The 25,042-nt window shown below is 75.9% G+C and carries 15 protein-coding genes and 1 pseudogene; 4 read left to right on the top strand and 12 right to left on the bottom strand.

Annotation, left to right across the window (positions count from 1 at the left end; translation table 11 throughout):
- Positions 1-89 precede the first annotated feature (89 nt).
- Together AC067J_RS22415 and AC067J_RS22410 are read right to left on the bottom strand one after the other, a co-directional pair.
- On the bottom strand, positions 90-1,121 hold the full coding sequence (locus tag AC067J_RS22415) for a nucleoside triphosphate pyrophosphohydrolase (RefSeq protein ID WP_478301784.1): 1,032 nt from the start codon (positions 1,119-1,121) through the stop codon (positions 90-92).
- Positions 1,122-1,433: 312 nt separating this feature from the next.
- Complete coding sequence (locus tag AC067J_RS22410; protein WP_478301783.1) at positions 1,434-2,036, bottom strand: SurA N-terminal domain-containing protein; 603 nt, start codon at positions 2,034-2,036, stop codon at positions 1,434-1,436.
- 254 nt (positions 2,037-2,290) lie between these two features.
- Here AC067J_RS22410 and AC067J_RS22405 point away from each other — a divergent pair.
- Positions 2,291-2,965 (top strand): annotated as a pseudogene (locus AC067J_RS22405) (phosphatase PAP2 family protein); the annotation flags it as partial.
- A gap of 147 nt (positions 2,966-3,112) precedes the next feature.
- Here AC067J_RS22405 and AC067J_RS22400 read toward each other — a convergent pair.
- The 5 genes from AC067J_RS22400 to AC067J_RS22380 all read right to left on the bottom strand — a co-directional run bounded on the left by AC067J_RS22400 (position 3,113) and on the right by AC067J_RS22380 (position 10,603).
- Positions 3,113-3,856 (bottom strand): response regulator, encoded by a 744-nt coding sequence (locus tag AC067J_RS22400; protein ID WP_478301781.1) that lies wholly within the window; start codon positions 3,854-3,856, stop codon positions 3,113-3,115.
- 7 nt (positions 3,857-3,863) lie between these two features.
- Positions 3,864-5,288: a sensor histidine kinase gene (locus AC067J_RS22395; protein ID WP_478301779.1), complete on the bottom strand. Its 1,425-nt coding sequence runs from the start codon at positions 5,286-5,288 to the stop codon at positions 3,864-3,866.
- A 316-nt stretch (positions 5,289-5,604) separates the two neighbouring features.
- Positions 5,605-7,383 (bottom strand): protein kinase domain-containing protein, encoded by a 1,779-nt coding sequence (locus AC067J_RS22390; protein ID WP_478301777.1) that lies wholly within the window; start codon positions 7,381-7,383, stop codon positions 5,605-5,607.
- Positions 7,380-8,198 carry a hypothetical protein gene (locus AC067J_RS22385; protein ID WP_478301775.1) on the bottom strand — a complete coding sequence of 273 codons (819 nt, stop codon included), beginning with the start codon at positions 8,196-8,198 and terminating at the stop codon, positions 7,380-7,382. Before AC067J_RS22385 ends, AC067J_RS22390 begins: the two co-directional genes overlap by 4 nt.
- A gap of 185 nt (positions 8,199-8,383) precedes the next feature.
- Positions 8,384-10,603, bottom strand: coding sequence for an N-6 DNA methylase (locus AC067J_RS22380; RefSeq protein WP_478301773.1), 2,220 nt, complete (start codon positions 10,601-10,603; stop codon positions 8,384-8,386).
- Positions 10,604-10,855: 252 nt separating this feature from the next.
- Here AC067J_RS22380 and AC067J_RS22375 point away from each other — a divergent pair, with 252 nt between their 5' ends.
- Positions 10,856-11,491, top strand: a complete 636-nt coding sequence (locus tag AC067J_RS22375; protein WP_478301771.1) for a DUF4352 domain-containing protein — start codon at positions 10,856-10,858, stop codon at positions 11,489-11,491.
- A 165-nt stretch (positions 11,492-11,656) separates the two neighbouring features.
- Here AC067J_RS22375 and mfd read toward each other — a convergent pair whose 3' ends face one another.
- A complete protein-coding gene (mfd, locus tag AC067J_RS22370; protein ID WP_478301769.1) occupies positions 11,657-15,289 on the bottom strand; it encodes a transcription-repair coupling factor in 3,633 nt (1,210 codons plus the stop codon).
- A gap of 963 nt (positions 15,290-16,252) precedes the next feature.
- Here mfd and AC067J_RS22365 point away from each other — a divergent pair.
- Positions 16,253-17,566, top strand: a complete 1,314-nt coding sequence (locus AC067J_RS22365; protein WP_478301767.1) for a nucleotide sugar dehydrogenase — start codon at positions 16,253-16,255, stop codon at positions 17,564-17,566.
- A gap of 126 nt (positions 17,567-17,692) precedes the next feature.
- Here the strand turns inward: AC067J_RS22365 and AC067J_RS22360 are convergent, their stop codons facing one another.
- Positions 17,693-18,010: a beta/gamma crystallin domain-containing protein gene (locus AC067J_RS22360; protein WP_478301765.1), complete on the bottom strand. Its 318-nt coding sequence runs from the start codon at positions 18,008-18,010 to the stop codon at positions 17,693-17,695.
- A gap of 498 nt (positions 18,011-18,508) precedes the next feature.
- On the opposite strand from AC067J_RS22360, the gene AC067J_RS22355 reads away from it, so the two are divergent.
- Positions 18,509-19,174: a hypothetical protein gene (locus tag AC067J_RS22355; RefSeq protein ID WP_478301764.1), complete on the top strand. Its 666-nt coding sequence runs from the start codon at positions 18,509-18,511 to the stop codon at positions 19,172-19,174.
- A gap of 211 nt (positions 19,175-19,385) precedes the next feature.
- Here AC067J_RS22355 and AC067J_RS22350 read toward each other — a convergent pair whose 3' ends face one another.
- The 3 genes from AC067J_RS22350 to AC067J_RS22340 all read right to left on the bottom strand — a co-directional run bounded on the left by AC067J_RS22350 (position 19,386) and on the right by AC067J_RS22340 (position 24,918).
- Positions 19,386-20,798 carry a hypothetical protein gene (locus AC067J_RS22350; RefSeq protein WP_478301762.1) on the bottom strand — a complete coding sequence of 471 codons (1,413 nt, stop codon included), beginning with the start codon at positions 20,796-20,798 and terminating at the stop codon, positions 19,386-19,388.
- A gap of 265 nt (positions 20,799-21,063) precedes the next feature.
- On the bottom strand, positions 21,064-23,769 hold the full coding sequence (locus AC067J_RS22345) for an SUKH-4 family immunity protein (RefSeq protein ID WP_478301761.1): 2,706 nt from the start codon (positions 23,767-23,769) through the stop codon (positions 21,064-21,066).
- Between the two features lie 147 nt (positions 23,770-23,916).
- Entirely contained in the window at positions 23,917-24,918 is a 1,002-nt protein-coding gene (locus tag AC067J_RS22340) for an SMI1/KNR4 family protein (RefSeq protein WP_478301759.1), read from the bottom strand.
- Positions 24,919-25,042 lie beyond the last annotated feature (124 nt).

Below are 25,042 nucleotides of genomic sequence, written 5' to 3'. Positions count from 1 at the left end.
GCGCGGGCTGCACCGGTTGCAGCGACTGCACGGGCCGGGCGGGCTCCTCGGCGGGCAGGCTGCTCGGCGGGCAGTACTCGGCGGGCGGGCTACTCGGGCTGCTCGGGCTTGAGGCCCTCGGCCGCGCGGACGGCGTCCCGGTAGCCGCGCGCCGCCGCCCGCAGCGCGGCGTCCACGTCCACCCCCGCGTCGTGCGCGCGCTGGGCCACCGCGAGCAGCAGCCCGCCCGCCGACTCCGGCGTGAGCTCGACGGGCAGCTCGTACGGCTCGTCCGGCACCCCCGCGAACCCGGACCGGCGCACCCGCGACACCAGCTTCGCCGCGTACGCCAGCGACGGCAGCCCGGCCGGCACACCGTCCAGCACCGACTCGCGGTCCGACTTCTCGGCGGCCTTCAGCGTCTCCCAGTTCGCCTCCACCTCGGCCGAACCCGCCGCCTCGGTGTCCCCGAACACGTGCGGGTGCCGGTACATCAGCTTCTCGACGATGTCGCCCGCGACGTCGTCCACCGAGAAGGGGTCCGTGGGGTGCTCCTCGGCGATCCGGGAGTGGAAGAAGACCTGGAGCAGGACGTCGCCCAGCTCCTCGCGCAGCGTGTCGCGGTCGCCCTCCTCGATCGCCTCGACCAGCTCGTAGGCCTCCTCGACCAGGTACTTCACCAGGCTGGCGTGGGTCTGTTCGGCGTCCCACGGGCAGCCGCCCGGCGAGCGGAGGCGGTCCATCACGGAGACCAGGTCCAGCAGACGAGCGCCCGGCAGGTCGTACGAGCCGGGCAGCACCTCGATCTCCGGCACCTCACCCGCGTGCTCCACCGCGAGGCGCGCCAGTGCGTCGGTCAGCCCGGGGTCGCCGTCCGGGCCGCCCAGCCAGACCGTCGGCCCCGACTCGGCCGACTGCCCGGTCAGCAGCCTGGCCAGCGCCGGCGCGGAGCCCGGCGCCACGATCTCCACCTCGACGCCGGCCTGCCGCACGGCCGCGAGCTGCGGGTGCCCCGCGTCCCCCGCGAGCACCCGACCCGCCGACCGCAGTGCCTCCCAGGCGGGCCAGGACAGCAGGCCGGGGGCCACCCGGTGGGTGGTGGTGAGGAGGATCAGCTTCGCGCCCGGAGGATTCGTCGTCACCCCTCGAACCTACCCGGCGCCGCTGCCTCCCCGCTCCCGGGTTTCCTCCCCCTGGGCCCGGCCTCCCCGCACAGGAGGTCGGTCCCGCCGACTTCCCACGCCCCGCACCACGTGCCGAGCGGCCCCACCCGCTCCCGCCCACACACCACCGCTCCCCCCGCACGGGAAAACCGGTCCCGCCGACCACCCACACCCCGCACCGCGTGCCGAGCAGCCCCACCCCACCCACGCACCACCCCGCCCGCTCCCCCGCACGGGAAACCGGTCCCGCCGACTTCCCACGCCCCGCATCGACGGCCTCGGGCGTGGTGGTCAGTGTGTGAGCCAGGGGTGGGTGGTGGGGGCGAGGGTGACGTGCTCCGGGTCCCAGGTGCCGTAGCGGGGGTTGACCCTCAGGTGGAGGGAGACGGCGGCAGCGGCCAGCGCCCGGCGGACCACCCGGTCGCCCGCCGGAGTACCGGCGTCCTGGCCGGCCGCGGCGGCGAGCCGGCGGATGCCCAGCCGGCGGCGGACGTAGTCGTCGATCGCCCCGCCGGGCACGCCCAGCGCGGCCAGCGCCCCGGCCAGCGGCTTCGCGCCGCCGTACCGCTCCTCCTCCGCCGCACGGGCCGCCGCCACCTCGGCGGAGCCGACCGCCGGACCTCGTTCGGCCACCGCCCGGGCCACGACCGCGTCGAGCACCAGGTCGGTGACGGCCCGCCGGACCAGCCCGTCCGGCTCCTGCCGCGCGTCGGCCGAGGCGCCACCGGACCCGTGCCGGAGTTCGGCCACACGGGCCTCCACCGCCCCGACCGGGATCCGCCGGCCGTCCAGCACCGCCGCCGTGCCCGCCGTCAGCCCGGGGCTCCCGCACGCGGTCAGCCCCGTGGCGGCCAGCAGGACGCCGACGGCGACGGCGGTCCGACGACGGTGCATGGCGGGTCTCCGGTGGATTCCGGTGGATTCCGGGGGGCTTCCGGGCTGGCAGGGCGCAGCGGTACGACGGGGAAGGGCACGGATGGCGCGGCGTTGCCCCGAGCCTAGGCCGAGCCGGGAGGCCCTGCGCGGACCACGGCCCGAACGGGTCGCCCGCACGGAGCAGTGCGGGCGTCAACCCCGACGATCGTCAAGGTCGCCGCCTGCCTTTCGGGTCGGGTCGGGGCCCACCTGCTGCTCCTACCGTCCCGGTCATGGCGAAAACGGTCAGGGGTACCAGGCACACCAGGGACAACGGACACACCAGGGGCGACAGGGGTGACAGGGATGACGGGGACGGCACGGTCGGGAGCAGGCGGACGACGGGCGGGCGGGTGGCCCTCGCGGTCGCGCTGCCCTCGGCGGGGGTCGGCCTGGTCGGCTGGCTGGCGCCCGCGCGCGGTGGCGGGGACGAGCCGGTCCGGGTGGTCGCCGGCGCGTCCGCCACCGGCTACCGGCGGGTGGCGGAGGCCGTCGCCGACGCACCGCACCGGCTGGCCGGGCTGCTGGAGCCCGCGACCGAAGCGGGGCTGCTGGTGCTGGGCCTGCTGCTGGCGCTCTGCTGGTGGACGGCACGGCGGCGGCGGGACGCCCGGACGGTCGCGGGCGTGGCGCTCGCCGGCCTCGGCACGGTGCTCGCGTACGGGGCGAGCGAGGTGCTCAAGGTCGTGATCGACGAAGAACGGCCCTGCCGGGCGCTGTCCGGCCTGCCGGCCACCGCCCTCGCCGAGTGCCCGCCGCCCGGTGACTGGTCCTTCCCCAGCAACCACGCGACCCTGGCCGTGGCGCTGGCCACCGCTCTGGTGCTGCTGCGCCCGCGCTGGGCGTGGCTGGTCGTTCCGGTCGGCCTCGCGACGGCGGCGCTGCGGGTCGCGGCCGGCGTGCACTACCCGCACGACGTGGTCGCCGGTGCCGCCCTGGGCGGGACGGTCACGGCGGCGGTGGTCGTCGCCCTGCTGCCGTCGGCGACGGCGGCGGTCCGCTCACTGGGCGGCGTCCGGCTGCTCGGGCCGCTGCTGCAGGCCCCGGCCCCGGCGTCAGCCGCCGGGGCGCGCGGTCAGGCCGGCCTCGTGGGCGAGTACGGCGGCGGCCGCCCGGTTGGCCACCCCCAGCCTCGCCAGGACGGAGCTCACATGGGCCTTCACCGTGCCCTCCACCACACCGATCCGGCGGGCGATCTGGCCGTTGGACAACCCGGCCGCGACCAGCGCCAGCACGTCCCGTTCCCGGGTGGTGAGCCCGGCCACCTGTTCGCGGGCGGCGGTGCGCCGGTCGGCCGGCCCGCCGGCCCCGGCGGCGGCGAGGTGGGCCACCACCCGGGCGGCCACCCGGGGTGAGAGGTACGCTGCGCCGTCCGCCACCGCCCGTACGCCGGCGATCAGCTCCTCCGGCTCGCCCGACTTGATCAGGAACCCGTTGGCGCCGCCGCCCAGGGCCCGCAGGATGTAGTCGTCCTCGCCGAAGGTCGTCAGCATGACGATCCCGGTGGCGGCCCCGGTCCGGGTGGTGGCAGCCGTCCGGCGGATCTCGGCGGCAGCGGCGATGCCGTCCGTGCCGGGCATCCGGATGTCCAGCACGACGACGTCCGGGCGGTGCCGCCGCACCAGCTCGACCGCGTCCCGGCCGTCCCCGGTCTCGGCGACGATCTCGATCCCCGGGTCGGTCGTCAGCACGGCCCGGACACCGGCGCGCACCATCGGCTCGTCGTCCGCGATCACCACCCGGATCGGCACACCGGTGGTGGCCGGCCCCGGCGCCCCCGGCCGGTCGTCGGCGCTCATCCGGCGCTCACGAGACGAGGGCGTCCAGGGAGATCAGCACGTCCCCCTGGAAACAGAGCCGGTACGCGTCCCCGGAGCGGTCGTTGTTGAACGGCTCGGCCGTGATCGCGTAGTACTCGCACGTCACTCCTTCTCCCCGGGGCGGCGGATCGCCCACGGACGGATGGTACGGAAACTGACGCTCCGGCAGAAACCGCTGGACCGTCGCCCGGTCCTGGCCGACCCGCAGTGAGGCGTAGTCCGCCGGATCCAGCACGGCGCGGCCGGTGGAGTAGATCGTCCACCCCCGCAGGGCGGCGGTCAGCACCAGCGCGGTGGCCAGCGGTGCCAGGACGACCGCCGCCATCATCCGGCCCACCCGGCGACGCGCGTGCCTCAGTTCCCGGGCCGGCGACACGACGGCCGGACCGGGTGCGGGAGCCGCCGCTGCACCGGACCGAGGCAGGTACGCGGACACCTCGAACCCCCCGCCGGAGGCGCGCGGCCCGTGCTCGAAGGTGCCGCCCGCCAGCCGGACCCGCTCGGCCAGGCCGATCAGGCCCCGGCCGCCGCTGCCCGGTGCGGTCGCCGGGCCCGTCGGCGCCGCGCCGGGCGCCGCCGGGCCGTTGGCCACCAGGACGCGGGCACCGTCCGGCGAGTACGTCACCCGCACCGTGACCGGCGCCCCCGGTGCGTGCTTGGCCGCGTTGGTCAGCGCCTCCTGGACCACCCGGTACGCGGCGTGCTCGGCCGCGCGCGGCAGGCCGTCCGGTTCACCCGTGGCAGTGAACCAGACGTCCAGACCGGCGGCCGCCGCCTCGGCGACCAGCTGGGGGACGCCCGCGTCGGCGGGGCCCCTGACGGTGTGCTCGTCCGTCTCGTCCCGCAGGATCCCGATCACCTCGCCCAGGCGCTCGACGGCGGCCGCCGCACCCGCCCTGATGTCCTGGGCCGCCTCGCGGTGCGGGCCGGCCAGGTCGGGCGCCAGCTTCAACGCGCCGGCCCGCAGCGCGATCAGGCTCAGGTCGTGGCCGAGGGCGTCGTGCATGTCCTGGGCGATCCGGGCCCGCTCGCGCATCCGGGCCTGCTCGGCCACCAGCTGCTGCTCGCGCTCCAGCCGCTCCGCCCGTTCCCAGCCGGCCCGCACCAGTTCCTGCGACTGCCGCCAGAACCGGCCCACCATCCAGGGGGCCATCCCGGCGCAGACCAGCAGGGACACGAACGACGTCCCCTCCACCATCCACGCCGGTACCGCCACCGCCGCCAGCACCCCGCCGGTGACCAGGACGGTCAGCACCACCACCGCCGGACGCACCCGGTCCATCCGCAGGCCGGCCAGGAACGCCGCCCCGATCGCCGGCACCACCCACCAGATGGTCACCGGGCTCAGCCCGATCGCCGCCGCGGCCACCGCCAGCAGCCCCCGGTCCACCCACCGCGCACTCGTCCACATCCGCACGACCCTACGGAACACCTGCGGGCCGCGGATCTGTCGAAAGTCATACCGTGCAGACCGGAGCTGAGCCCCGCCGACTTCCCGCTCCGCCGGCCGCGGGCGCAGAGACGTGCACGGAGCCCGAAGGGCCCCGCGAGGGCCAGAGGCCGGGAGCCGGGGGGAGCAGCGGGCACACCCGGGGAAAGCCGGAATCCGAGGGAGGCCGCCCCCGCACAGGAAGTCGGTCCCGCCGACTTCCCGCTCCTCCTCGGCACGGCGGGTGTGGGCGCTGCCGCCAGTGGAAGCAGGCGCGGTGAGGCGCGGTGAGGTGCGGTCAGGTGCGGTGGGACGGCGGCCAGGGCGTGGCGCGGGGGTCGGGGGTGCCGGTGGCGCGGGCGGGCCGCAGGGAGTCGAGCGTCTGGCGGAGCCGCCGGACGGCCGGGTGGTGCGGGCCCTCCCGGCGCTCACGGTCGAAGAGCAGCTGGAGCAGCCACGACCACGCCGCCTCCGTCTCACCGAGCGCCGCGAGCAGCCCGCCGATCCGCTCGCGAAGATCCAGCACCCGCTCCTGGTCGGCGTCCGGCCAACCGGCGAGCAGGGCCCGGTACTCGGCGAGCGCCTCGGCACCCTGGCCGAGCTGCTCCAGGCATTCGGCGGCCCGGTACCGGTGTTCCAGGGCCGCCCGGCCGTGCGGCCCGCCCTCCGCGGTGGCGGCGAGCAGCCGGTACTCCGGCAGCGCCTCGTGGTGGCGCCGCTCCTGCAGGAGGGTGCGGGCGTAGATCGCCCGGACGGTGCGGGCCAGCCCCGCGCCGTCACCGAGCTCGGCCCGGACGCGGGGCAGCAGCCGGGCGGCGAGGTCGAGCACCTCGGCCCGCCGACCGGCGTCGACCAGGTCGGAGAGCCGGGCGCAGGCCGCCGCCAGGTCGCCCTCCGCCGGGGCGCCCTGGTACGGGACGGGACTCGGGGCCGGGGCCTGCACCGGAACCTGCGCAGACACCGGGACCGGGGCCGGGGCCGGGGCCGGGACCGGGGCCTGCGGCGTCGGCACGCCGGCCATCAGGAACGGCGGCGGCTCGGCGCGCGGCGGCCCGGGCGGCGCCTGCGGCCCGGCCGGCACCGGCTGCGCCGGACCCGCCGACGACGCGGGCTCCACCGGGCGGGGCTGCGGCTGGAGCGGGTGCCGGTAGGGCCGCACCGGGTCGGGCAGCGGTCCGTACCGGGGCTGCGGCACCGGCAGGGCGGCGGGCAGCAGGGGGAGCAGCCGCCCGTACACCTCCTGCGCGTCGGCCGGGCGGTCCTCGGGCCGCTTGGCGAGCAGGTCGAGGACCAGCCGCTCCAGCAGCGCCGGCACCTCGGGGCGCAGCTCGCGCAACGGCACCGGCGGGTCGTCGACGTGCCGCCGCAGCAGGCCCAGCGCGGTGGGCGCGCGGAACGGTCCCTCGCCGGCGAGCATCTCGTGCAGCAGGCAGCCGAGCGCGTACAGGTCGCTGCGCGGGTCGACGGTGGCGGCCAGCGCCTGTTCGGGCGCCATGTAGGACGGGCTGCCGATCGGGGCGCCGGTCAGGGTGAGGCGGGTGGCCTCGGGGTCGAGCGCGGTGGCGATGCCGAGGTCCAGCAGGACCGTCCGGCCGTCCTCACGGACCATCACGTTGCTGGGCTTCAGGTCGCGGTGGACGACCGGCACCGCGTGGACGGCGGCCAGCGCCGTGCAGAGCTGGGCGGCCACGGCGACCGCGCGCTCGACCGGGAACGGCGCGTCCTCGGCGATCAGGTCGGCCAGGCTGACGCCGGTGACGCGCTGCATGACGAGGTACAGCTCGCCGCCGTCCTCCCCGGCGTCGAAGACGGTGACCAGGCCGGGGTGGTCGAGGGCGGCGGTGGTCCGGCACTCGCGGAGGAAGCGGCGGCGCAGGTCGTCACCGGGGCGGCGGTGGTCGGCGGCGGTCCCGGCGGGGTCCGCCGCGGTGGCGAGGAGGCGGTCGGTGCGGAGCAGTTTGACGGCGACCGGGCGGGAGAGCCGGTCGTCGTGGCCCGCCCAGACCTGGCCCATGCCGCCGTGGCCGATCTTCTCGGTGAGGTGGTAGCGGCCGCCGATCACCCGGGCGACGGTCACGGTCGGCCCTCGCGGGCCTGACGGCGCAGCAGTTCGCCCAGCTCCCGCAGCTCGTCGGAGGTCGCGGGCCCGGACGGGCCCGGCCCGGGCGAGGCGGGCGGCGGGTAGGTCGCGGCGGCGTAGGGCTGGGCGGGGGTGCCGTAGGGCTGGCCCGGGGTGACGTACGGCTGGGCCGGGGTGCCGTAGGGCTCGACGGGCGTCCCGTACGGCTGGGCGGCGGCGGGGAACGGCTGGGACGGGGTGCCGTACGGCTGGCCGACGGGCGCCGGGTAGCCGTACGCCGGCTGGGCCGGGTGAGCCGGGTGGGGAGCGGTGGCGGCGGCCGGGGCGTAGTGGCCGGCCGGGGCCGGCGCCTGCGGGCGGCCCGCCGCCCAGACGGCGCCGCGGTCCATCACCAGGAAGTGCACCGGCGGGACGAACCACATCAGCACCATCGTCACCATGCCGACGGTGTCGGCGGTGGGGGCGCTGCCCTTGGGAGCGTCGCCGGCGACACCGATGCTGACGATGTAGGCGAGGAAGAGTCCGGCGAAGACGACCGCGCCGACGATGTCGTACGCCCGGCGCCGGCGGACCGCCAGCAGCAGGGACGGCACCATGCCGAGCAGGCCGATCGAGAGCAGCGGGGCGAGGACCACCAGCACCCGGCCGAGCACGCCGTACGGACCCGGGGGCCGGGCCTGCGCCGGCGCCGGGCCGGCCCAGGTCGGCGGTGCGGGGTACGGCGCGGCGCCCGGTGTGCCGCCGGCGGGCGCACCGCCCGGGAAGCCGCCGCCGGGCGGCGGGCCGAACTGCCCGGGGTACTGCCCTGACATGCGCGCTCCTGAGCGGGTGAGTTCGACAGCCGTCCGGGTCACGGAGCGACCCCGCACACCGTACCGCTACCACCCGACGCGCCGGGATCCCTTTCCACCGCCGCGGTCGCCGGGGCGCCGGCCGTCCCGCCTGCCCCGGTGCGCCGCGGGCGGGGCCGCCGGACGGCTCGTCAGGGGGTGTGCCGTCAGGGGGTGCGCGGCGGCTCCGCGGTACCGGTGGCGAGGGCGTCGGTGAGGGCCTGGGTGAGGGCGCGGCCGAGCGAGGCGGCCTGCTGGAGGGTGGAGTCGAACGCGGCGAGGCGGGCGAAGGCCTCGCCGAGGCGGCGCTGTTCGGCGATCGGGAGGCGGGGCAGCTCGACGCGGCGGATGTCGAGACGGGTCGTGGTGGAGGCGTGGCTGGCGGCCCGCCGGGTGGCCGCGGTGGACCGCAGGTGACCGGCCAGGAAGTGCGGGTCGAGGGCGGCCGGGTCGGGCCGGAGCAGGTGGAGCTGACGGCCCAGGGCGGCGCCGGGCGGCGGTCCGGCCGGGCCGACGACCCGGGCGACGCCGCCGCCGAGGGCCGGGACGACGACGTCGCCGGTCCTGGTCAGCGGCTCGCCGTGGGCGGTCGCGGCCGACCGGTCGAGGACGGCGCCGGGCCGGGTGCCGGTGGCGAGGTCCTGGTCGGTCAGCACGGGCGTGCCGGTCCGGTCGGCGCCGGCCGGGTCGGTGCCGGCCGGCAGGCTGGGTGCGCCGGCCCCGGAGGAGTGCACCTCCAGGACTCCGGCCCGGACCAGCTCCCCCAGTGTGACGACCGCTCCGGCCCCCGTACCCGCGCCGACACCCGCACCCGCCGTACCGGTGCCGGTGCCGGTGCCGGTGCCGGTGCCGGTGCCGAAGCCCGCGCCGGTCGGTTCGGGGAGCAGTGCGCCGGGAGCGCCCAGGCCGTCGAGCAGTTCGGTCAGCTGGCCGCTGAGGTGGGACAGTTCGGCCGCGCCGCCGAGCGGGGCGGCGGGCGGGACGTGGCGGGTGGGCGAGAGGTCGGTCTCGTCGTCGAGCAGGTCGATGGCCGCCATGGTCCGGTACTCGCCGGGGCGGTCCGGGGGCAGCTGCAGGCCCTCGCGGGCGGCGAGGTCGAAGGCGCGCCAGGTGTCCAGGACGGTCCGGTGCAGCTCGGGCCAGCGGACCTTGTCGCGGCCGCCTTCCGCGACCTCGGCCGAGGAGGGCGAGGCGGACGCCGCGTCCAGCAGCAGCACCTGGCGGAAGTCGTCCCCGGGGAGGGGCGCGCGCAGTACCCAGAGGTGCAGCGGCACGCCGTACGGGGGCGCGGCGCCGGCCGGGAGTGCGACGACGGCGCGCAGGGCGCCGGTGCGCAGCAGTTCGGCCCGGACCCGGCGGCCGGCCCGCCGGGTGGCGACGGTCGGCGGGAGGAGGAGGGCGGCGAGGCCGCCGGGGCGGGTGTGGGCGAGGCAGTGCAGCACCCAGGCGAGTTCGGACTCCCCGCGCGGCGGGAAGAGGCCGCCGGGCCACCGCTGGTCGAACTGCAGCTCGTCGTGCCCCCAGTCCCGCTCGTTGTAGGGGGGCTGGCAGAGCACCGCGTCGAAGGTGCGGCCGGGGTGGGCGTCGGAGCGCAGGGCGTCGCCGGCGCGAAGGTCCAGCGGGAGCGGTCCGGGGTCGGCGGCCGGCGCGTGCAGGGCGAGCCGGAGCCGGGCGAGCGCGGTGGTGACCGGGTCGGCGTCCTGGCCGTACCGGCCGGTGGTCGGTGGGAGGGCCAGCAGCAGGGCGCCGAGGCCGGTGGCCGGGTCGAGCACGGTGGCGGGGACCCCGGAGACGGCGGCGAGCAGGCCGGCGGCCTCCGGCGGGGTGGGGCTGAGCTGCCGGGTGTTGGCCTCGGCGTACCGGGTGAGCAACTGCTCGAAGGCGCCGGACGGGCCGGCGGCACCGGCGAGTTCGGCGAGGAGGCGGGCGAGGTCCAGCTGGGTGGAGCCGAGCAGCCCGGGCAGTCGGAGGCTCGCGGAGCCGTCGGGGCCGAGGGCGGTGCCGGCGGTGTCGGCCACCGCGCGGGGCAGGGCGAGGGCGAGCCGGGTCTCGGGCTGTCCGGCGAGGGCGGCCCAGCGGTCGGGTTCGCGGTGGTGCAGCAGGAGGACGGCGCCGGCCTGGACCAGCGGGGCGGCGGGGTGGCCCGCCGGGTCGCGGAGGGTCTCCACCAGCCGCCAGACGCGTTCGAGCAGCGGCAGTTCGGCGATCTTCCCCTGGGCGCGGAGCCAGGCCTCGACCTCGGCCAGCGCGAAGGCCGGGCTGCTGTCGGTGCCGCCCACCGGGCGCGGGAAGTCGGGGTGGCGGCGGCGCCAGTTGCTGACGGCGGCGCGCCCCACTCCGGCCAGCCGGGCGATCTCGACGGCGGTCACCTCGGGACGGTCCGGCATGGGGGCTCCTTCGGCGAGGACGACAGGTGCGGCTGCGGCTGCGACTGCGGCTGTGGCTGCGGCGCCGGGGGCTGCGACGCGAGGCCCGGCGAGCTGGTGTGACCACACAGCATAGCCAGCACCGATCGCCAGGACGTTCACACGTGAACGGAGACGTTTCATCAATCGCCGTTGACATCGTTCACAGCAGATGATGTGATCTCTCCTGTCGACGCCGCACCAGGCGGCACACCGGAAGACCAGGAGAGCCCCATGTCCAGCACCCGTCGCACCGCCGCCCTGCTGCTCGGCGCCGCGCTCGTCACCCTCACCGCGACCGCCTGCAACTCGACCGGCGGCCCCTCGGTCTCCACCGAGGCCAAGCAGACCGCCGCGGCGACGCCGGCCGCCGCCGACGGCAGCGCCGCCCCGGCCAAGCCGGCCGAGAGCAAGCCCGCCGAGACCAAGGCGGCCGACGCACCCAAGGCACCCGCCAAGATCGGCGACACCATCGGTCTCAAGGGCAGCCTGGACAAGGGCAACACCGCCGACGTCACCGCGGTGAAGGTGGTCGACCCGGCCGAGAGCACCAACGAGTACCTCAAGGCGGAGGACGGAAAGCACTACGTCGCCGTGCAGTTCCAGATCAAGCCGACCGGCTCGAAGGCCTACAGCGAAGCGCCGTGGAGCAGCGCCAAGGTGGTCGACGCCCAGGGCCAGGCGTACGGCCCGACGCTCGCCGACACCAAGGCCGGCCCGTCCTTCCAGACCTCGACCAACATCGCCGGCGGCGAGACGGGCAAGGGCTTCGTCGTCTTCGAGGTCCCGAACGGCACCAAGCTGGACAAGGTCCAGTTCTCCCTCGACAACGGCTTCGCCGAGCAGGTCGGCCAGTGGAAGATCGGCTGACGGCCCTGTTCACAGCCTCCTCCTCCCACTCCTCCCGCCCCTCCTCCGACAGCCCCGCCCCGGACCGCCCGGCGGTCACGGCGGTCACGGCGGTCACGGCGGCCGGAACGCAAACGGCGGCCTCGGGCGTCACCGCCCGAGACCGCCGCCCACCGGAGGACCCGGCTACTGCTTCTTCGCCCCCGCCAGGTCGTCGAACATGGCCGACAGGAACTCCCGGCACCACGCCAGCAGCTCCCGCCCGACCAGCGGCTTGCCGCCGATCCGGCCGGTGGTCGGCCGCGGCACCAGCAGCAGCTGGGTGGCCGCCTTCACCTGGCTGCGCGGGTAGAGCCGGTTCAGCCGCAGCTGCTGGGACTCCCGCAGCTCCACCGGACCGAACCGCACGTTGGAGCCCTGCAGCGTGATGTCCGAGATGCCGCAACGCCGCGCGTACAGCCGCAGCGCCGCCACCAGCAGCAGGTTCTCCACCGCCTCGGGCAGCTTGCCGTACCGGTCGACCAGCTCGTCCCGGACCTGCTTGATGTCCTCCTCCGAGTTGACCGCCGCGATCGAGCGGTACGCCTGGAGCCGCAGCCGCTCGCCGGGCGCGTAGTCGTGCGGCACGTGGGCGTCGACCGGCAGCTCGATCTTCACCTCCAGCGGCTCCTCCTCCGGCTCGCCGCCGTTGGCCAGCGACTCCCGGAACTCGGCCACCGCCTCGCCGACCATCCGCATGTAGAGGTCGAAGCCGACCCCCGCGATGTGCCCGGACTGCTCACCGCCGAGCAGGTTGCCCGCCCCGCGGATCTCCAGGTCCTTCATCGCGACGTACATGCCGGCGCCCATCTCGGTGTGCTGGGCGATGGTCGCCAGCCGCTCGTGGGCGGTCTCGGTCAGCGGCTTCTCCGGCGGGTACAGCATGTACGCGTACCCGCGCTCCCGTCCCCGGCCCACCCGGCCGCGCAGCTGGTGCAGCTGGGAGAGGCCGAAGGTGTCGCCGCGCTCGACGATCAGGGTGTTGGCGTTGGAGATGTCGATGCCCGACTCCACGATCGTGGTCGACACCAGGACGTCGAACTCCTTCTCCCAGAAGTCGACGACCACCTTCTCCAGCTGGGTCTCCCCCATCTGCCCGTGCGCGGTGGCGACCCGTGCCTCGGGGACGAGGTCCTTCAGCCGGGCCGCCGCCTTGTCGATCGACTCCACCCGGTTGTGGATGTAGAACACCTGGCCCTCGCGCAGGAGTTCACGCCGGATCGCGGCCGAGATCTGCTTCTCGTCGTACGGGCCGACGAAGGTCAGCACCGGGTGCCGCTCCTCCGGCGGGGTGGTGATGGTGGACATCTCGCGGATCCCGGTGACGGCCATCTCCAGGGTGCGCGGGATCGGGGTGGCGGACATGGTCAGCACGTCCACGTTGGCCCGCAGCTTCTTCAGCTGCTCCTTGTGCTCGACGCCGAACCGCTGCTCCTCGTCGACGATGACCAGCCCGAGGTCCTTGAAGCGGGTCTCCGAGGAGAACAGCCGGTGGGTGCCGATGACCACGTCCACCGAGCCCTCGAACAGCCCTTCCAGCACGGCCTTGGCCTCACTGTCGCTCTGGAACCGCGACAGCGCCTTCACCGTGACCGGGAAGTTGGCGTACCGCTCGGCGAAGGTCGAGAAGTGCTGCTGCACCAGCAGTGTGGTCGGCACCAGCACCGCCACCTGCTTGCCGTCCTGCACCGCCTTGAAGGCCGCCCGGACGGCGATCTCGGTCTTGCCGTAGCCGACGTCGCCGCAGATCAGCCGGTCCATCGGGACGGACTTCTCCATGTCCGCCTTGACCTCCGCGATGGTGGTCAGCTGGTCGGGCGTCTCCGCGTACGGGAAGGCGTCCTCCAGCTCGCGCTGCCACGGGGTGTCCGGCCCGAAGGTGTGGCCGGGCGCGGCCATCCGGGCCGAGTAGAGCTTGATCAGGTCGGCGGCGATCTCCTTGACCGCCTTCTTGGCGCGCTGCTTGGTCTTCGCCCAGTCCGCGCCGCCGAGCCGGTGCAGCGTCGGGGCCTCGCCGCCGACGTACTTGGTGACCTGGTCCAGCTGGTCGGTCGGCACGAAGAGCCGGTCGCCGGGGTGGCCCCGCTTGGCCGGCGCGTACTCCAGCACCAGGTACTCGCGGGTGGCGCCCTGGACGGTGCGCTGCACCATCTCGACGTACCGGCCGACGCCGTGCGCCTCGTGGACGACGTAGTCGCCGGCCGCCAGCGCCAGCGGGTCGATCGCGTTCCGGCGCCGGGACGGCATCCGCCGCATGTCCTTGGTGGAGGACTTCTGGCCGGACAGGTCGGTCTCGGTGATGACGGTCAGCTTGAGCGCCTCGTCGACGAAGCCGTGCTCGATCGAACCGCAGGAGACGTAGACGACGTCCCGGGTCGGCGCCTCGGCGAGGTCGGCGACCAGCCGGGCCGGGATGCCCTCGTTGCCGAGCACCTCGGCGAGGCGGCTCGCCGGCCCGTGCCCTTCCGTCACCATGACGACCCGCCAGTCGGCGGCCAGCCGCTCCTTGGCGTCGGCGATCGCCCGCGCGGTGTCGCCCCGGTACGCCTCGACCGCGTGCATGCCCAGCGTCAGGGTGTTGGCGTCGAACTCCAGCACCTCGTGCACCGAGGACTCGCTGGTGGCGAACGGGCTGACCGACCACCAGGGCAGGCCGATCTCGGCGGCGTGCTCGCGCACCTCGGCGAGCGAGCGCAGCGAGGCGGCCGAGACGTCGATCGCCTCCAGGTCGATCGGCCGGTCCCCGCCGGAGGCGGCCGCCACCCAGGAGGCGTGCAGGAACTCCTGACTGGTCGCCACCAGGTCGGCGGCCCGGGTGCGGACCCGCTCGGGGTCGCAGACCACGGCGACCGAGCCGAGCGGCAGCACGTCCACCAGCAGCTCCATGTCGTCCACCAGGACGGGTGCCAGCGACTCCATGCCCTCGACCGCGATGCCCTCGGCGATCTTGTCCAGGATCTCGGCCAGCCCCGGGTGGCCGGCCGCCAGCTCGGCGGCCCGGGCCCGCACCTCGTCGGTCAGCAGCAGCTCGCGGCAGGGCGGCGCCCAGAGGCCGTGCTCGGCGATCTCCAGCGACCGCTGGTCGGCCACCTTGAAGTAGCGGATCTCCTCGACGTCGTCGCCCCAGAACTCCACCCGCAGCGGGTGCTCCTCGGTCGGCGGGAAGACGTCCAGGATTCCGCCGCGCACCGCGAACTCGCCGCGCTTCTCGACCAGTTCGACCCGGGCGTAAGCGGCTGCGGCGAGCTTCCGGGCCACCTCCTCCAAGTCGTGCGACTCACCCCGCTGGACGGCCACCGGCTCCAGCTCGGCCAGCCCCTTCACCTGCGGCTGGAGCACCGAGCGGACCGGCGCCACGATCACCTGCACCGGGCCGGCCGCGGGGTCGACCGCGTGCGGGTGGACGATCCGGCGGAGCACCGCCAGCCGGCGGCCCACCGTGTCCGAACGCGGCGAGAGCCGCTCGTGCGGCAGCGTCTCCCAGGCCGGGTACTCGGCGACCGCGTCCGGCGGCAGCAGCGAGCGCAGCGAGGCGGCGAGGTCCTCGGCCTCCCGACCGGTGGCGGTGACGGCCAGCACGGGGCGGCCGCGCTCCCCCGCCGCCTGGCCGGCGAGCGCGCGGGCCAGCGCGGCGATCGCGAACGGCCGGGCGGCGGGCGGCCCGACCAGGTCGAGATGGCGGCGGCCGCCGGCCGCGGCACCGGTGGCGGTCGCGGCCTCGATCGCCTCGGCGAGCGCCGCGTCCCGCGCGACGACATCGAGCAGTCCGGTCAGGCTCATCTGGAGTCTCTTCTTCGTCCCGTGGCTGGTGCTGCCCCGGGGCCCCGAAGGCCCGCCCGGGCAACGCGAACGGCCCGGCACGCCGAGCGGCCGGGGGTCTCCAGCCTACGCCGCGGGGCTGACGCGCACGCGGCGCACGGCCGGGGGTCGGGGACGGCCCCGCACCGGGCCGTGTCGGGCCGGGAGCCGGACCGCGAGCCGCGGTGCGCGCCGGGCGAGGAGGGGGTGTGCTCGCGGTGCGGACGGGGCGAGGACCGACCGGGCGTCCGGACGGCGGCCCGGCCCCGGCCGGGCGCGGACGAACCACCGGCCGCACGCTGCCGCTCCGGCTGCTGCGCCGCACTGTTTCCGTGCCGTCGCGATCTGCCACGAACTGGACATACTCCTGTCACTGCCCGTCCATGGAGATCGCGCACCATAGTGACTGTGCCCGCCGCACCCAACCGTGGGGGATGGCTGCGGAAGGCACGGTCGCACACCCGATGGGGGTCGGGAGTGCGAGGCCGGGCGACCCTGGGTGGGGGCGCCCGCCCAAGCGCCGGGAACCGTGGCGCCCTTTCCTGGAGGGCGCCACGGGTCTCGGCCTCCATCGTTTCCGGGGCCGGTTCCGGCGGATGTCCACCCGGGTCGTTCCCGGAATCCGCTCCCGGCGAGCCCGCCCCTCCGCCGGTTTCCACCGGCCCTCCCGACCGGACCGACCCGACCGGACCGACTCGACCGGCCCTCCCGACCGGACCGACCCGACCGGACCGACTCGACCGGCCCTCCCGGCGCCCGCCGCCCGGCCGCGTTCCCGTGGACCTCCGCCCGGGGCCCCTGCCGCACCTTCCGCACCTTCCGCACCTTCCGGCGCAATCCCGGGAAAACCCGCGCCGCCAGGCCCTGCTCCCTACCCTGTTGTGAAGACCGTGTGGGGACGCCCGGAGGGGCCAGGGGGCGTCGCGATGGAGGGGGTTCTTCGTCATGCGCGTTGTCATCGCAGGCCAGGGCTACGTGGGGTTGCCGCTGGCGGTCCGCGCGGCCGAGGTCGGGCACCGGGTGGTCGGCTACGACGTGGACGAGCGCCGGATCAAACGGCTGGCCGTCGGCGAGTCGTACGTCGAGGACATCCCGGCCGAGCGACTGCGGCCGCTGCTGGAGAACGGAAGCTACCTGCCGTCCGCCGACCCGTCCGACGTGGCGGGCTTCGACGTCGCGGTGATCACCGTGCCGACGCCGCTGCGCGACGGCGTGCCGGACCTGTCGTACATCGAGGCCTCGGCCGCCCTGCTCGCCCAGCACCTGCGACCGGGGGCGACCGTCGTGCTGGAGTCGACCACCTACCCGGGCACCACCGAGGAGCTGCTCGCGCCGCTGCTGGAGGAGGGGTCCGGGCTGTCCGCCGGCCGGGACTTCCACCTCGGCTACAGCCCCGAGCGGATCGACCCGGGCAACCCGACCTGGCGGCTGGAGAACACCCCGAAGGTGGTCTCCGGGATCGACCCGGCGGCGCTGGCCGCCGTCGACGGCTTCTACGGCGAACTGGTCGAGCGCACCGTGCCGGTCTCCTCCTGCAAGGAGGCCGAGCTGACCAAGCTGCTGGAGAACACCTTCCGGCACGTGAACATCGCGCTCGTCAACGAGCTCGCGATGTTCGCGCACGACCTCGGGATCGACGTCTGGGAGGCCATCGACGCGGCCTCCACCAAGCCGTTCGGCTATCTGCGCTTCACCCCCGGGCCCGGTGTCGGCGGGCACTGCCTGCCGATCGACCCGTCGTACCTGTCCTGGCGGGTGGAACGGGCGCTCGGCCAGTCGTTCCGGTTCGTCGAACTGGCCAACGACGTCAACAGCCACATGCCCGACTACGTGGTCCGGCGGCTCGCGGAGGCGCTCAACGAACGGCAGCGCTCGGTCAAGGGCTCCCGGGTGCTGCTGCTCGGGCTCGCCTACAAGAAGAACACCGGCGACGCCCGCGAGACCCCGGCCGCCCGGGTCGCCGAGCTGCTGGTCAGGATGGGTGCCGAGGTCCGGGCCGCCGATCCGCACGTGGTGGTGGGAGTGCACGTGCCCGAGCCGGTGATCCCCGGCCAGCGCGCGGCCGAACACGACCGGCACGGCGACCCGTTCGCCGCCGTCCACCGGGTGGACGCGAGCCCCGAGGAGCTGGCGGCGGCGGACGCGGTGGTGCTGCTCGCCGACCACGACGAGTTCGACTACGAGGCGGTCACCACCCACGCCCGGTACGTGCTGGACTGCCGGCGCCGGCTCACCGGCGCCACGGTCGAGGTGCTCTGACCCTCCGGAGCACCGGGTCCTCAGGGCGGTCCGGCCCTCGGAGGCCGGCGGACCGCAACCCCGCCGGCCCCGGCGAGGACGGTGCCGGGCGCCCGCACCCGCCCGGCACCGGAGCCCGGGCGCCCGCTACCAGCGGGAGAGGTTGATGTCGTACATCATCACCTGGTGGCCGTGGTGGCCGTTGAAGTCGTACTGCTCCCAGTTGAAGACGGTCCACGACCCCAGGCCACTGTCGAGATAGGTGATGACCTTGTTGTTCCCGGCGTCGATCCGGTCGACGTTGTAGATGCGGACCGCCATCCACCCGTCGTTCGCGAAGCAGAGCGTGCCGCTGTAGCCGTAGTTGTAGACCTTCGCGAAATCGGTGCGGTTTCCACAGTCGATCCGGTTGACAGCCTGGGCGTCGGCCGCCGGAAGAAGTGTCGCAGCGGCGGTGGCGAGCACCGCCAGCGCACCGATCCGGCGACCGCGGACATTCCCGGAAGACCCTTCCGAACATTGTTCGGAACGACGGCCCGGAAGATTTGTGCGGCGAATCATGTGAACCCTCCGTGGGCGGCTGTTGGGACTCCAGAGGCTGACATGACGGTGCACTGCCGAACAGCTATTTTCCGGCCAAGCCGGAGAACGGACATGCCCGCCCAAACGCCTCGCACAGGCATGCGCTATGGTCCGAACACCCTTGCTGTGCCTGAGGATCGGAGCAGTCGATTGGTACGCCCACCACATTCCGGACGATTCGCCGCCATCACCCTGACGGTCGCTTTATCAGCCTTTTCCACCGGCTGCGCCGGTTCCTCCGGAGGCGGTTCCGCGGAATCCGCGCTGACGCCTCCGGCGATCGACTCGCCGAAAGCCCCGGACTCCGGCCGCGCGGGAATGACCGGACTTCCGCTCTCCGCTTATCAGGCCAATGACCAGACCTCCGTGAAAGAGATTCAGGTGCGGAATGCGCTGGTCGTTTCGTGCATGCGCCGGGCCGGGTACGCGGCCTTCAGCGGGGACGGCCTGCAGACCGCGCAGGCACCGGACAACGCCACCGCCCTGCCCGCCGGCGCCTGGGGGTACCTGGGCGCGGAGATCGCGGGCGTCCAGGGGTTCCACCCCCCGAAGCGGACGGTGCCCAGGCCCGTCACACCCCCCGCCGGCTCCGGGGAGGCCTACGACAGCACGCGGGTCGACTGCGACCGGCAGGCCACCGAGCAGCTGGGTTCGCCGCCCGGCCCCGGTGCGGAACTGCTCGGGCGACTGTTCGACGAGTCGATCGCGGCGACCGGCCGGGACGGCCGGGTGACGGCGGCGACCGGGGAGTGGTCCGCCTGCATGGCCTCCGCAGGCTTCCAGACCGACGACCCGGCCGCGCTGGCGGGCCGGTTCCGCAGCGGACCGGACCCCACCACCGCCGAACTGGCGACCGCCCGCGCGGACGCCGACTGCACCAGCCGGACCGGCCTGGCCGCGATCTGGTTCACCGTCCTGGCGGGCTACCAGCGCCAGCAGATCGACCGCAACGCCCAAGCCCTGAACGCCCACCGCGACGCCGTCCGGGCGCAGGACGCCAAGCTCACCCGGCTCCTCGCCGCCGGCGGCACCCCTCCCGGCCCCTGACGCCTGACGCCCGACGCCCGACGCCGGACCTCGGACGTGGACCGGTCGACACGTTCCGGCGCGGGCGGCCCGGGCCACCGGGAAGCCCGCAGGCCCTGAGCACCCGGTGGGGTGGTCAGGGCCTGCGGTTCGCCGGGACGGGCACCGCGCGCGGGCGGGCGGGCGGGCCGATCCGGCGGGGTCCGGCGGGGTCGGGCGGGGTCGGGCGGGGTCAGCGCCGGCGGTAGGAGACCGTGTTCGGAGTGGCGTAGCCGCTGCCGTCGTCGACGATCACGATCTTCGGGATGATCCGTGTCTCGTCCTCGACCGGCCGCCCGGCGGGGGCTTCCGCACCCGCCTCCGCACCCGCGGCCACCGCCGCGTCCGGGGGCGAGGCGGGCCTCGGCGGCACCGGACCGGTGGCCACCGGCGCCGCCGCTCCGACCCGCCCCGGGGCGACCCGGAGCATCGCCGTCGCCGCCTCACCGACGGCCGGTACGACCGGCGGGGCCGCCGCGGCCGACGCCTCCGGCACCGACGGGGCGTCCTCCTTGCGCAGGTTGGCGACCGGCAGCGGGATCTCACCGGTGTCCGCGTCCGGGTCCACGCCCGAACCGTCCGCCTGGGCGTCCAGCCGCGACTCGACCGGAGCGTCCACCAGGACATCCGCCGGCACATCGGCCGGGACGTCGGCCTGGACGTCAATCCGGGCGTCGGCCGGAGCGGCCGGCTGCGGGGCCCGCGCGGACACGCCGGCGGGATCGATCGCACCGACCGCCGCGCCGGTGAGCGAGGCCAGGGTGGCCTTGATGTGGTCGAGGTGCTGCTGCACCGTCTCCAGCCGGGTCGCGAACTCGCGCTGCTCCCGCTCGCTCGCCGCGTTGATCCGCTCGGCCTCGCGCCGGGCCTGCTCGATCAGCTGGTCCGCCCGGGCCTGGGCCTCGGTGTCGGCCTGCTTGATCTGGCCGAGCACGGTCTCCCGGTACTGCTCGGCCTCCTTGACCCGCCGCTCGGCGGTGGCCGAGACGGCGGAGTCCTCGGCGTCGGCCTTGGCCTGGGCCTCGGCGAACGTCTCGTCGGCCTTGCGGCGCAGCTCGGCCAGCTTGGCCTCGGCCCGCTCGGAGGCCTCGGCCGCCGCGACCCGCACCTTGGCCGCGTGGGCGGTGGCGGCGTCCCGTACGGAGCGGACCTCGCGGTCGGTGTCGGCCCGGATCGCCTCGGCCTCGGCCCGGGTGCGCTCGTCGGTGCGGCGGGCGGCGGCGTCGGCGTCGGTCCGGGTGGTGGTGGCGTACTCCTTGGCGGCGCGGTCGAGTGCCTGGCCCGCCTCGTAGACCTCGTCGCGGAGGTCCTCGGCGTGGCGCTCGGCCTTCTCGCGGACGGCGCGGGCCTCGTTGCCGGCCATCACGGCCAGTCCGGCGGCCTGGTCGCTGAGCACCTGGTAGTCCGGGTCCGGGGCGTCGTCGGCGGCCTGCTGGATCTCGGCCAGTCGGCGCTCCATCTCCCGGATCCCGGCCCCGAGCACGCTCAGCCGTTCCCACGACTCGTCTCGCTGGGCGGTGAGTGCGGTCAGGGTTCGGTCGACCTGCTCGGGCGCGTAACCGCGCCGGGCAACGGTGAAGCCGTACTGGGGGACGGCATCGCTCATGGGCTCTTCCCCTCGTGTCGCGGGCTGCGGAGCCCATGATCGGACGGATCGGTCTGCTCCGGAACCGGGTCGGGAAACCCGGTCGGGAATCGGGCATCGAACGGATCGAAACGTACCGAGGGTGGTCGATTGCGACCATCCTCTTGACCTATTTTGCGCAGATCGTGGCGAAACCCCAACGAGGCAGAGCCGCGGAGGCACGTCGAAGGGGCCGTTCCGGACACCGGAACGACCCCCTGCCACCTGCGCGGATCCGCGACGGCTGCTAGAGCAGGCCGTCCCAGAACTGCTCCAGCAACACGGCCCACCAGGTGTCCGCGGACTGGAGCGCAGCCGGGTCGATCGCGGCGAGCTGAGCCTGGAAGTCGGTCGTCCAGCGACCGGCCTGATCCGGGGTCAGCCCGTACCGCAGCCGCCACATCCGGCCCAGCAGGGCCATCGCGCGGACGAACTCCGGTACACCCGTGTTGACGAACCGGGGCGGCTCCCCGGTTCCTTCGAGATCCACCGCGACCACGTGCGCTGTGCCGTACTGCACACAGAGCTGGCGGCCGTAGTCGTTGCCGAGCACCAGGTAGCCGCCGAAGTCCGGGCCGCCCGGCAGACCGCGTTCGGCGGCCAGCTCGGAGAGCGTCGGGATCGGGCGGCCCTCCTGGGCCTGGGCCCAGAAGAACGGACCGAACTCGCGCGGCAGGCCCGCCCACATCAGGGTCTGCGCCACCGGCTCGGGGACGCCCTGGCGGGCCACCGCACGCTGCTCGAAGTGGAACACGTTCGGGCCGAAGGCCTGACCGAGCTCCTGGCCGAGCTGCTGTGGCGCGAGCGGCGGAAGCGGCGGGACGGTGCCCGGGGCGGGCAGCGGCACCCGGAACGGCCGGACCCGCTGCGGGCCGGAGGCCAGCTGGTGCAGCTCGTCCAGGTGGTCCAGCAGCTGGGCCATGCCCGCCTGCCGGGAGTGGTGGTCGCGGCCGTAGTCGGCGGTGTGGGTGAGCCGGACGTTCGGCCAGGAGGCCGCGATCATCCGGTTGCAGTACCCGCCGGGCAGGTCGCACGACTCCAGCTCGGTGTAGAGCTCCAGCACCTGCTCCGGGGGCACGTTCAGCCGCCGCAGGTCCTGGAGGATCTTCCACTCGGGGTGCGGGGTGCCGGGCTCGCTGCGGTGCAGCAGCTTCTGCTCGGAGCCGTCCGGGCCCCGGTAGCTGAGCGCGGCGAAGTAGCCGGGTCCGACGGCGGGCACGCCGGGCGGGACCGGGGAGCCCGGCGGCGGTCCGGGGACGGCCGCGGGCGGGACGGCCGCCTGCGGCACCGGCGGCCCGGCCGGAGCCGGTGCGGGTGCCTGGGCGGCGGGCGCGGGGGCGGGCACGCCGGGGTAGCCGTAGCCGGCCGCGGGCGCGGCAGGGCCGGGCGGCGGGACGGCCGGACCGCCCGACGGCGGGGTGCCCGGGTCGGCGGGGACGCCGCCCAGCAGCGCCGGGTCGACCGCTCCCGCCAGCTGGGTGCGCTCGTACGCCACGCCGCCGGCCGGCTGGGCGGGCGCGCCGGGCGGCGCGTCCGGGGCGTCGCCACCGCGCAGGGCCGCCGGGGGCGGGGGCGGCGGGGTACCGGCCGCGCCGCGGCCGCCGGGGCTCGCACCGGGACCGGACGCTGCCTGGCCCGTACCGCCGCGCAGTCCGGCGGGCGGGGGCGGCGGCGGGGCCGACGCCGGGTTGCGGCCGAGACCGCCGGGCGCGGGGGCACCCGGCGCGGGGGCGCCGGGACCGGCCGGACCGCCGCGCAGCCCGGCGGGCGGCGGCGGGGGCGGGGTCGAGGCGGGGTTGCGGCCGCGGGCCCCCTGCGGCCCGTCGGCCCCGGGGTCGGAGGGCGGCGGCACGGGGGCGCCGGGGGCCGGGGCTCCGGGCAGGCCGGCCAGCCCCGGCAGACCGTCCGGGGACGCCAGCATGGTCGGGGCGTGTTCGACGGTCGCGCCGGTCCCCGGCCCGGGCGGCGGGGGCACCGGGGCACCGGGGACGGGGGCACCGGGCGCGCCGGGCAGGCCCGCCAGCCCCGGCAGACCGTCCGGCGGGGCGAGCACCGTCGGCGCCGGCTCCACAGCCGGACCGGCCGACAGACCGTACGGCGGGGCGGCGGGCGCACCGGCCGGTGACGGTCCGGCCGGCGGCGGCACCACCGGCAGACCGCCGTCGGGCAGCAGCACGGTGGCCGCCTCCGAGCCGGCCCGCGGCGCGCCGGGCAGGCCCGCTCCGTTGGTGCGCAGCCCCTCGGGCAGCAGCACGGTGGCCGCCTCGGCCCCTGCGGCGGGCGCGGACCGGTCGTCCGGCTCGTCCCAGTCGGGCGGCGGGGCGAGCATGGTCGGAGCGTCCCCGGCGGGCCGCTCGGAGACCGGCGGCGTGGTCAGTACGGCGGGGGCCGGTCCGTCCGCGGCACCCACCGGCGCCGGCGGCCCGGGCGGCCCGACGGGTGCGGCCGGCGCGACGGGCGGCCCGGGCGGCACCGGGGCAGCGGGCGGCACCGGGGCGGCGGGAGCGGCAGCCGGGGCAGCGGGCGCGCCCAGCCGCTCCGACTCCGCGGCGAGCGCCGCCTCCCCCGCCTCCTGGAGCCACTGCGGCGGGCTGAGCAGGAAGGACGTCGCCTCGACCGGCCCCGGCGTGGGCCGGGCCGCTCCGGCCGGGTTGGCCGCGACCGGCCGCCCGTAGGCCTCCTCGTACTGCCGGACCACCTCGTTGACCGGCAGCGCGGGCCAGAGCGTGCTGGCGCCGGAGTCCCGGGCGATCACCAGCCGCGCCGCGCCCTCGGAGCCGGCCCCGCCGGAGCCGGGGCCGCCTGCGGCGTCCGCGCCCTCGGCGGGCTGGACCGCCCAGCAGACGAAGCCCAGGTCGAACTCCCGGACCCGCACCTCGCGCTGCCGCTCCTGCGGCACCCCGCCGTTGATCCACTCCTCGGCGAGCTCCTGCGCCTGCGCGTACGTCACCACGCCCGGTTCACCCCTGTCCCCTTCGTCCCCGCTCGTTGCGCACCCTGGACCACCGGCTCCGGTACGGGCACCGGAGCCACCGCCGTCACTGCCACCGCCACCGGCACCGGCACGGTGACCGGCGCCGCCCACACCACCGCCGCCATGTCAGCCCACCGGTACGGCGCGTGCGAACCCGCCGTCCACCATCAGCTCGGCGACCGTCTCCAGCTCCGGCGGGCTTCCGGCCAGCCTCAGCAGGAAGGCGTCGAAGTCGTCGCCGCAGGGCAGCAGCAGCCGGGCGGTCCGCTCCTCGGGGGCCTCGGGGCCGCCGGAGTCGCGGGCGTCGTCGTAGAGGCAGAACCAGACCGATCCGGTCCGCTCGCCGCGCACCTTGAGCGCCACGATGCCGCCCTGGGCGTAGGCGATGCCCAGGTAGTCCTTGGTGAGGTGGTCGCGCAGGCACTTGTTGGCGTAGACGACGTCCTCGGTGCCGTACTCCTCGCTGAGCGTCAGGAACGGCTGGTCGAGCAGGAGCCCCAGCTCCGGGTCGAGCGCCACCCCGACCGGGGCGTGGCCGCCGCCGAGCTTGAGGAACGTCCGGTAGTCGCCGGGCAGCCGGTACCCGAGGCGTTCCTCGGCGCGCTGCACCAGGTCCTCGGTGACGCCGATCGGGTCGCCGCCGTCCTTGGCCAGCGAGAAGTGCACGGGCCGCTTCTCCTGGAGCGGCCGGGTGCCGCGCCGCGAGTGGTCGGCGGAGGAGGTGGCCAGGCCGCCGTGGTGCCGCAGCAGTGCCTTGACCTCGACCGGGACCAGTTCCATCCGCCGCCAGCCGGGGGCCGCCCGGCCCACGGCGTGGTGCCAGGTCCAGCCGGGCGGGGTGGCGACGGCGGTCTCCAGGTCGGCCCAGAGCGGGTGGCCCTGGGTGAACAGCGCGGCGTTCGCCGAGACGTAGTCGGTCAGCCTCAGCTCGTCGACGCCGAAGCCGACCGGCGGGTCGGCGACCTCGGCCGCGGCGGCGGCGTACGGGCCGAAGTCCGGGTAGCCGTGCTCGTCCACCCTGACCCCGGCGGGGTGCCGCTCCGCGCGGACCGGATCCGGGAACTGCACCACCTGACCTGCGTACGCCGCGTTCGGTGCGGCGGCGACGCCGGGCCGACCTGTCGTCATCTGGGAGCCCCCACTGGCTGCTGCAAATTCTCGGTGCGCTTGTTGGACACCAGGGTAGGGGGTGCGCCCCGGCCTCGGTCCCCCACCCGGGGAGACCGGGACGGGACCGGGACGGAACGGCGGA

This window comes from Kitasatospora sp. NPDC042419 (assembly GCF_056437345.1).
Note: the sequence above shows the minus strand (reverse complement) of the source record. Positions and strands in the feature narration are given on the sequence as shown.

What these genes read in the sequence shown, in the direction of transcription:
- AC067J_RS22410 (WP_478301783.1), bottom strand. Translation starts at nt 2,036, where the DNA reads ATGCACCGTCGTCGGACCGCCGTCGCCGTCGGCGTCCTGCTGGCCGCC.
- AC067J_RS22400 (WP_478301781.1), bottom strand. Translation starts at nt 3,856, where the DNA reads ATGAGCGCCGACGACCGGCCGGGGGCGCCGGGGCCGGCCACCACCGGT.
- AC067J_RS22395 (WP_478301779.1), bottom strand. Translation starts at nt 5,288, where the DNA reads ATGTGGACGAGTGCGCGGTGGGTGGACCGGGGGCTGCTGGCGGTGGCC.
- AC067J_RS22385 (WP_478301775.1), bottom strand. Translation starts at nt 8,198, where the DNA reads ATGTCAGGGCAGTACCCCGGGCAGTTCGGCCCGCCGCCCGGCGGCGGC.
- AC067J_RS22380 (WP_478301773.1), bottom strand. Translation starts at nt 10,603, where the DNA reads ATGCCGGACCGTCCCGAGGTGACCGCCGTCGAGATCGCCCGGCTGGCC.
- AC067J_RS22375 (WP_478301771.1), top strand. Translation starts at nt 10,856, where the DNA reads ATGTCCAGCACCCGTCGCACCGCCGCCCTGCTGCTCGGCGCCGCGCTC.
- mfd (WP_478301769.1), bottom strand. Translation starts at nt 15,289, where the DNA reads ATGAGCCTGACCGGACTGCTCGATGTCGTCGCGCGGGACGCGGCGCTC.
- AC067J_RS22365 (WP_478301767.1), top strand. Translation starts at nt 16,253, where the DNA reads ATGCGCGTTGTCATCGCAGGCCAGGGCTACGTGGGGTTGCCGCTGGCG.
- AC067J_RS22350 (WP_478301762.1), bottom strand. Translation starts at nt 20,798, where the DNA reads ATGAGCGATGCCGTCCCCCAGTACGGCTTCACCGTTGCCCGGCGCGGT.
- AC067J_RS22340 (WP_478301759.1), bottom strand. Translation starts at nt 24,918, where the DNA reads ATGACGACAGGTCGGCCCGGCGTCGCCGCCGCACCGAACGCGGCGTAC.